Source organism: Aestuariivita sp. (genome assembly GCF_049276915.1).
Lineage (GTDB): Bacteria > Pseudomonadota > Alphaproteobacteria > Rhodobacterales > Rhodobacteraceae > Aestuariivita.
In genome coordinates this window covers 1-7,477 of the sequence record NZ_JBASXK010000166.1, presented here as the reverse complement: position 1 = coordinate 7,477, position 7,477 = coordinate 1, and the positions used below count along the sequence as shown (strand labels likewise).

Here is a 7,477-nt window from a genome sequence, read left to right as displayed (position 1 = left end):
GATGGCAGGGCCGAAATCCACGAAAGCCGAGGTGAAGAACGGAAACTCTCCACCGCCCAGAACCGTATCCAGCAGCTCCATCTTGGGGTCCAGTGTCGAGAGGAAGTACGAATCCGTGAAGGTCAGGAACATCACCCCCTCAAAGGTCAGCTTGCCATAGGTGTGGGGGATCGGCTGGCTGATCGGAGCAAAGCTGTTCCAGAGGTCGTTGACCACGTAAAAAGCCAACTTCTGAAAGGCCAGCCCTGTGGTTGATCCGTCATGGAACGGATTGGTCACCGCTTCGCGTGCCAGCCATAGGGTCAGGAACAATACAACACCGACGCTCAGCCAGGGCAGACCAAAGATGCGCCCCTTTGCCAGGCAGGCGGCCAGATAGGCGGCCAGCACAAGTTGCAGAAGCAGCAGGCGCTGGCTCATCACGATGGGCAGGATGAAAAGAGCCGCGATGTTCAGCGCGATGGTGATCTGGCACAGGCGTCGCGACTGTCGTCTGAGCCTGCGTGCGCACAGAATGGCGGCGGCCAGACAGCCGGTCGCAGGCAGCGCGGCATAGAACAGGCGCATCCCGGTGAACAGCTTGTTCTCAAGCAGAAGATCGCGGGTGGTCAGGTTGTCGACATAGACAGCGGCAGCAAGTTGGATCAGCCCGCCCTTCTGTGCGGCTGATGTCGCGATCCACATGGCGGTGACGCCCAGCAGGAACAGGTTGATCGCGAAGGTAAGCTGGGCAGCGCGGTTGAGGTCGAGATCAATCCGGGCGCAGCGCGGTGGCGGCAGGGTGATCCGTGCTGCAAGATCGCCGACGATGTAACTCAGCATGCCGATCCCTATCCAGACCATTCCCATGATGCTGAAGGCTCCCAGATCCAACCCTTCGCGGCGCAGGAAGATCTGGACCAGTTCAAGCTGGTCGAGATGCGCAAGTGTATAGCCTCCGATCAAACCGGTGAGGGTCCAGCACAGCAGCATCAACGACAGGGGGGACAGCAACCCGATCACGCCGCCTGCCTGTTCCCGTGGAGCGCACGGAAAATCGCGATATCTCCCGCGCAGAGGGTTTCGATCTGCGCACGCAAGTTGGCAGGTACCTGCGTCGGATGTGGTGCGATGTTGCGTCGCCAGCGGGGCAGGGGCGTGCCGATCAGTTTGCGCAGATCGCCCGCAAAGACATCCGGGCGCGCGAGGTTGCCGACGACAGTGAACCGGCTGAGGTTCGAGATCGCCGTGCTGACGGCGGTTTCGGTTGGGGCATTGGGCGCAAAGTAGAACTGGTATTGCGCGGCAAGACGTGCGGCATCCGCTGTGGCCAGAAATCCCTCCAGCCCATCCGGGCGCGTCGGGTCCGGGTGCCTGCGTTGCAGATAGTTGTAATGCGACACAAAGCGCTCCACCGGATCGCGCAGAAGCGTCACAAAGGCATACTCTCGGGCAACCCCCCCATGCAGCGCGCGGCTGTATTGCACATGGCCCGAGATCATACGCACACCGCGGTGCACCAGATCGGCAAGCTGCTTTTGTCGGTTTGCGTAATCATCGATGATCTGGGCCGTTCCGGTCAGCCTCGGATCCCCCTGATTCAGATCAACACTGGCCTGGGACAGTACAAAGCGCAGACGCAGAGCCGCTCCAAAACTGGAGCCGCCGCATTTGGGCACGTGCACATAGATGATCCGCGTCATTTTAATCTCTTGTTAACCCATTTGAAACACGTCGAAAATCTCGTGCTCTCGCGCCTGCTGTTAGCCTTTTGGTAAGGATCGCAGCCTATGGTTAACGCGCACTTAACAAGGATCTGAGAACGAGGGGCGGCATGCATATTGTGCATCTGCTGACGCGGCTGCTGCGGGCTGGGTCAGAGGAAAACACGGTCGAGACATGCCGCTGGCAGGTGGCCGCCGGTCACCGCGTGACGCTTGTTCACGGTGATGGCTTTGATCCCTGGTGGGATCGGAATCTGCCAGCCGGGGTGACCCGGATCTGCCTGCCCCAGATGGTACATCCCCCGCACCCCATCGCGGATATCCGGGCGATCGTGCTTTTGCGCGCGCTTTATCGAAAGCTGCAGCCGGATGTGATCCACACCCATCAAAGCAAGGCCGGAGTTCTGGGCCGTCTGGCGGCGCTGGCCGTTCCACAGGCGGTGGTCGTGCATGGCATCCACATCGTGCCGTTCGAGGGTGTCAGCGCCGCGCAACGCGCGATCTACATTGCTGCCGAACGGGCGGCGGGGCGTCGGACAGATCTGTTTATGAGCGTGAGCAAGGCGGTTGGTGATGCATATGTCGCGGCCGGAGTCGCGCGCGAAGATCAGATCCATTGCGTGCGTTCGGGCATGGACCTGACGCGGTTCCGGGACGCTTGCGTACCGGCGGACTGGCGCGCGTTGTTGCGGCTGGGGGCCGGTCAACCGGTGCCAAAGGTGGCGGTGATGATGGCGGCCCTTGAGCCGCGCAAACGTCATGTAGCGTTTCTGAGGGCGTTTTCCGACGTGGCCCGTGAGGCTTGTGATATCCGGCTGTTTCTGGCCGGAAGCGGACCTGAAGAGGCGCGCATAAGGGCGGAGATCCGCAATCTGGGCCTTGGACATCAGGTGGTGATGTGCGGGCACCGGTCCGATCCCGAGGCCATGTTTGCGCTGGCGGATGTCAGCGTTCTGACCTCTGAACGGGAAGGCTTGCCGCGGGTGGCCGTTCAGTCGATGGCCGCAGGATGCCCCATGGTGGCGACGGCGCTGCCAGGTCTTGGCGAATTGCTTGAGGATGGGCGCAATTGCTGCATTGTCGCCCCGGACGATCTGGCCGGTGCCGCAGGGCAGATGATGGCCCTGCTGCGCGATGATCTGCGTCTGCATGCGCTGAAGCAGGCGGCCTTGAGCACGGATGTCAGCGCTTGGTCGCTTGGCACTCTGGGCGCGCGCACCACCGCGTTATACGGCGTGCCGATGGGCAGACGGGCCGCGGCATGAGGCTGTTCATCAATGGACGGTTCCTGACGCAACCGGTTTCCGGGGTGCAGAGATATGCGCGTGAATTGACCAATGCCCTTGATGACCTGCTGGCGGACTCGGCGGGATTGCGCGCCGTTCTGGGCCCTGTAGAGGTTCTGGTGCCTCATGAGATCACCCTGAATAGGCCGGATTGGCGGATACTCGGCCTGCGGATCATCCCGGGTGGTCGCGGGCATCTTTGGGAGCAAACCACCCTCTATCGCGCAAGCCGTCGGGGGGTTTTGCTTGGTCTTGGAAACAGCGGCCCGCTATGTCACCGGGCCCATGTTCTGACGATACATGACGCGCATATCTACCAGATACCGGATGCGTTTTCGACAACCTACCGGACAGTTCACAAAGCCCTGCGCCCGCGCCTGGCACGGCGTGCCGCCGCGTTGATTTCGGTCAGCCGATACTCGGCAAACCGGCTGGGGGCATTTCTGGGCGTTTCGCCAGACCGATTTCAGATCGTGCATAACGCGGCTGATCACATCCTGCGCGCGCCTGTCGATCCCGGCACACCTGCGCGATATGGCCTGGTCCCCGGTGGATATCTGATGGCCCTAGGCACGCAAAGCCCGAACAAGAATCTTGGTGCGTTGATCAAGGCACATGGCGCAGCCCCGCCAAACCTGCCCGATCTGGCGCTGGTCGGAGGCGGCGTTCCCGGCTTGACCCATCTTGAGCCCGATGTCGCAGCGCGCGTGCATGTTCTGGGCCGGGTGCCCGACGCGGATCTGCGCGGCCTTTATGAGGGTGCGTCAGGCTTTGTCTTTCCGTCGCTTTATGAGGGCTTTGGCATTCCCCCGCTTGAGGCGATGCAACTGGGTGTCCCGGTTCTCAGTGCCAGCACCGCCGCTTTGCCCGAGGTTCTGGGCGAGGCTCCCCTATGGTTTGATCCGCGCGATCCATCCTCGATCACCGGCGCACTGGCGCGGTTTTCAGCCATGAGCTGGACGGAACGCGGCAGGCGTGTGGAACTGGGTCGGACGCGTGCAGAGATGTACAGCTGGCACAAAAGCGCGGGGGATCTGGTGCGGGTTCTGCTGGGCGTGTTGCATCCAGAGACCTCGGCGGATTTCGATGATCCTGCCACCCGGTTGGGGGAATGCGCCAGGCTCCAGCCTTTGAGCCTTCACAGATGACGTGCGATCTGGCCAGCGATATCCACGCGCGCGCGCAGGCGGGAGGCCAGCAGGAACAGGCCTGCGAATTTGCGTTGCAGGAACAGGGTTTCGATTGGGGGAACGTGGATAAAGTCACGTTCGTTGGCCATTTCCATCCCGGCGGCATTCAGTTGGTTCGACAGTGACGTGTCGCCAAAGTCAAACAGGCGTCTTTCCCGAAGAGGCGTAAAGACCGTTTCAAGCATGCTCAGAACCATCTGTTGATGCCGCTCTTTTGTGTCTGCCCCGAAAAATCCCAGAGCCAGCGCTGGTTGGCTCAGGTCGCCACCCTCCATAGCGGCGCAAAACAGGGCTGCGTAATCTGATGCCACTTGATGCGGCACAGGGCGCGCTGCTCCGAAATCCAGCAGAACGACAAGATCGCTGTTCGGATCATAGCGATAATTGGCAAAGTTGGGATCTGACTGAATGAAACCGAACTCGAAAACTTCGCGAAACATCAGCTCCATGAGGCGACTGATGACGCTATCGCGCAGATCTTGCGAGGCGGTTTCCAATGTCTCGATCGGATGGCCGGGCAGAAAGCTCATTGCAAGGATGCTGTCGGTGGTCAGGTCGTCATGGGGGGTTGGCAGGACAAAGCCCTCGGCCCCTTGCATCAGGGTCTGGAACTGCACGATCTGATCACGTTCACGCAGATAATCCGCTTCATCGCGCAATTGGGCTTTGGCTTCTTCCAGCAAGGGGTCGATCTCAAGCCCCTTGGGCAGCAGGCCCGACATGCGGATCAGAGCGGCGACGTTCTGAACATCACTGTCGATGCTGCGCGCCACACCCGGGTATTGCACCTTTATCGCAAGATCCCGCCCGTCACCGGTGCGCGCGCGATGGACCTGCCCGATGGATGCCGCGGCAATCGGGCGAACATCGAATTTCGAGAACTTTCTGAGCCACCCGTCGCCCCAGTTCGCGCTCAGCACCTGTTTCAGCTGCCTTGGCGGCATGTAGTCGGCGTCAGCCCGCAACCGCCCGAGGATCTGCGCAAGCTCGGGCGGCAGGAACTCGCCCGTGTCCATCGAGATAAGCTGGCCCACCTTCATCGCGGCACCGCGCATACGGGCGAGTTGATCTGCGATCCGGGTCGCATTGCGCGGCGTCAGAAGAAGATCGCGAAACTCCGGCCGTTGGCCCGATGCCAGCTGTCGCAGACCGTTTGCGGCCATGTTCCCCGCAATCCCCGACGCCATGCCTCCCAGCCCTGCAAGCCGGCGCGCGCGACTGGCAGGCACTGTGACCGGGCGGCCTTTTTGTGTGATATCCGTCATGCTGCGCAATCTAGTCCGGGCTCTGCCCTTGTCAGGGGGCCACGCGCTCCCATCGGCAAGGAGATGACAAATAGAGAGAGTTTGAACTGTTAAGCTCGTCTTTACCCGCAGCAGGCTATCCACGCCTTGGGTGAATAAAGGTGGTGGAGATGAGCGGGCAGCCAAATGTCGCGCCCATTATCATCAAACGGAAAAAGGTTGTTGCAGGGGATGGGCACCACGGCGGTGCCTGGAAAGTCGCTTATGCCGATTTCGTAACTGCGATGATGGCGTTTTTCATGATGATGTGGCTTTTGAATGCGACGACTGAAAATCAACGCCGCGGGCTTGCGGATTACTTTGCGCCGACGATTCCGGTGTCGCGTCAATCCGGTGGCGGCGATGGCATGTTTTCAGGCGATACCGTCTTCGCAGAGGATGTTCTGGCGCAAAACGGAACTGGTGCGACCAGTCTCCGGCCCGCCGATGCCCAGCAGGCAAGAGGGGCGGCGGATCCTCGCGACACAGCCGCGGACAGCTCGGATGCGGATGCGTTGGAACAGGTCAAGGATGCCCTGTTCGGCCTGAGCGGCGAAAGCATGGTCTCGGACGATTTGTTTCGCCATATCGTGACGCGGGTGACCGATGAAGGGCTGGTCATCGAGCTGTTCGATCTGGAGGGCGCGACGCTGTTTGTCGAAGACACGGCACGGCCGACACCTCTTTTGCAGGAACTGGCCGGAATGATTCAGCGCGCCTCGGATCTGGTGACCAACAAGGTTGCGCTGGCAGGCCATGTGCGCGCCAATCCCATCGTGCAGGCAGATAATCCGGTCTGGCCCCTGTCGGTGGATCGGGCACAGCAGATGCGCAGCTTGTTGAACCGGGCCGGAATGCTGCCTGACCGTATCCGCCGCGTGACCGGCCATGCCGACCGAAGCCCGCTGACGGAAAACCCGATGGCTTTGCGCAACAACAGGATCGAAGTGATCCTTCTGAGACATTAGGCCGGAAGTAGCCTGCATTTTAGCCGTTAGCGTGGCGTTAAGTCTGCGTGCGCTAAGGATTGCATCGAACAGTATTTGATGCAGCAGAAAGGCGCGTAAATGACAATTTCTTCCTCGCTGAACGCGAGCGTTGCCGGCCTGGCAACCAATGCTTCCCGCCTGGCGACGATTTCGGACAACATCGCGAATTCGTCCACCATTGGTTACAAACGCATCCAGACGGATTTTCAGTCCATGGTGATCAGCGCGGGTTCTGGCAGTTACTCGGCCGGTGGCGTGCGGGCGACCACCCAACGCATGATCGACGACAGTGGTTCACTTGTGTCGACATCCAACCCCACCGATCTGGCCGTACGCGGTGCCGGGTTCCTGCCGGTCACCTCTGAAACGCAGGTTCAGGCAACCAATGGCGATCCGCAGATGCGGCTTACATCCACGGGGTCGTTTCGCGCTGACTCCGATGGCTACCTGAAGACACCATCTGGCATGATCCTGATGGCCTGGCCTGCAAACCCGGATGGTTCCATGCCTGTCGTTCCGCGTGACACCGCAGATGGTCTGGTTCCTGTACAGATCAATGAAAACCAGTTGATCGGATCGCCGACGACCGAGATGCTTTTGGGTGTGAACCTGCCTGCCGATGAAACAGCTGCCGGTTCAGCAGGCACGGCCCAAAGCTTGTCGATCGAGTATTTTGACAACCTGGGCGCATCCGAGAGCATCGATATCTCATTCACCCCCACCGTCCCCGCCACCGGCGCATCGAATGAATGGACGATGGTGCTGCGGGATTCGGCCGCGGCGGGCGCCGTGATCGGGGAATACAGGCTCAACTTTGATGACAGCCGCACGAGTGGCGGCACTCTCGGTTCCGTCACGACAGTTTCAGGCGGCGCGTTTGATGTGACTACGGGCAGCGTTGTCGTCAATGTTGCCGGCGGTCCGATTGAATTGAACCTTGGCATCCCGGGCGATCCCGGGCGCATGACACAGCTGGCAGATACATTCATGCCCATGGTCATTTCCAAGGATGGCGCCCCTCCGGGC

General features: G+C 60.7%; 7 protein-coding genes. 4 read left to right on the top strand and 3 right to left on the bottom strand.

The features are described 5' to 3' along the window. Together WAO69_RS17490 and WAO69_RS17485 are read right to left on the bottom strand one after the other, a co-directional pair. Positions 1–1,002, bottom strand: a 1,002-nt coding sequence (locus WAO69_RS17490; protein ID WP_422181518.1) for a hypothetical protein, incomplete at its 3' end; no start/stop codon positions are given. Next, positions 999–1,682, bottom strand: a complete 684-nt coding sequence (locus WAO69_RS17485) for a sulfotransferase family 2 domain-containing protein (RefSeq protein ID WP_422181516.1) — start codon at positions 1,680–1,682, stop codon at positions 999–1,001. The genes WAO69_RS17485 and WAO69_RS17490, both read right to left, overlap by 4 nt. Before the next feature lie 131 nt (positions 1,683–1,813). Between WAO69_RS17485 and WAO69_RS17480 the strand changes: the two genes are divergently transcribed. Then, entirely contained in the window at positions 1,814–2,968 is a 1,155-nt protein-coding gene (locus tag WAO69_RS17480; RefSeq protein WP_422181514.1) for a glycosyltransferase, read from the top strand. Next, positions 2,965–4,137 carry a glycosyltransferase family 4 protein gene (locus WAO69_RS17475; RefSeq protein WP_422181512.1) on the top strand — a complete coding sequence of 391 codons (1,173 nt, stop codon included), beginning with the start codon at positions 2,965–2,967 and terminating at the stop codon, positions 4,135–4,137. Before WAO69_RS17480 ends, WAO69_RS17475 begins: the two co-directional genes overlap by 4 nt. On the opposite strand, the gene WAO69_RS17470 is transcribed toward WAO69_RS17475, so the two are convergent. Beyond that, a complete protein-coding gene (locus WAO69_RS17470; protein WP_422181510.1) occupies positions 4,128–5,444 on the bottom strand; it encodes an ABC1 kinase family protein in 1,317 nt (438 codons plus the stop codon). The genes WAO69_RS17475 and WAO69_RS17470 overlap by 10 nt on opposite strands. 149 nt (positions 5,445–5,593) lie before the next feature. On the opposite strand from WAO69_RS17470, the gene WAO69_RS17465 reads away from it, so the two are divergent. Beyond that, complete coding sequence (locus tag WAO69_RS17465; RefSeq protein WP_422181508.1) at positions 5,594–6,430, top strand: flagellar motor protein MotB; 837 nt, start codon at positions 5,594–5,596, stop codon at positions 6,428–6,430. Between the two features lie 99 nt (positions 6,431–6,529). Further along, positions 6,530–7,477 (top strand): flagellar hook-basal body complex protein (locus tag WAO69_RS17460; protein WP_422181506.1); only part of this gene is annotated, 948 nt, incomplete at its 3' end.